Below are 740 nucleotides of genomic sequence, written 5' to 3' on the forward strand. Positions count from 1 at the left end.
CATGTATTGCTTCCAAACTTCCTTGAGTATCAGCTTTTAAATGATATTTAGTTCTTTGCGGTTTTTTCGGTTTCTAAGTTTAAAATATCTTCTAAATTAAGAGGTGAAAGGGTTGCCGGCTAATTTGGCGTGCTTGTTTTTCATTACAACGGCGTAAAAAATATCTCCTGCTTGAGGCACTTCCTTAATCCTGCAACACGCACACAGGTTGCGAAGGTAAGGCTTTGGTTAGTTTTTTTTTGTTTTCGTCTTCCATGGAACAATTTTTCCATAAGGAAGCTCCAGCAACGACGATATCGCTCTTACTTTGAGGTTGCCATCACTTACAATAAAAGTAGCCACCAGTCCTAAAGATTTATCAAGGCTTGCCTAATAACTGTTCCTTTAGCTTTTGATCGGGATTAGCTTGTAAATTGATTTAAATTAACTAAAAGAATAATTTCTAATATTTTTTCCAAACCTTTCTTTAAAGCAGAAATAGCAATATATGAGTAAAAGCGTTCTTATTTTCAGGCAACAAATCATAACTAGATAATTTTTGCATAATTTGCTGTGTGTTATTATTGGGTTTATCAATTTTATTTAAAGCAATAATAATAGGAATTTGGGGCTTTTTGTATGCTTCAAGGCTTCTAAGGTTTGTGTTTGACACAATCATCAACTGCTACTACCAAAATACAAATATCAGTAATTTTAGCTTCCTAGCTCCTCATCTTATCAAAAGCTTCATGTCCTGAAGT

The sequence above is a fragment of the Areca yellow leaf disease phytoplasma genome (assembly GCF_041920595.1).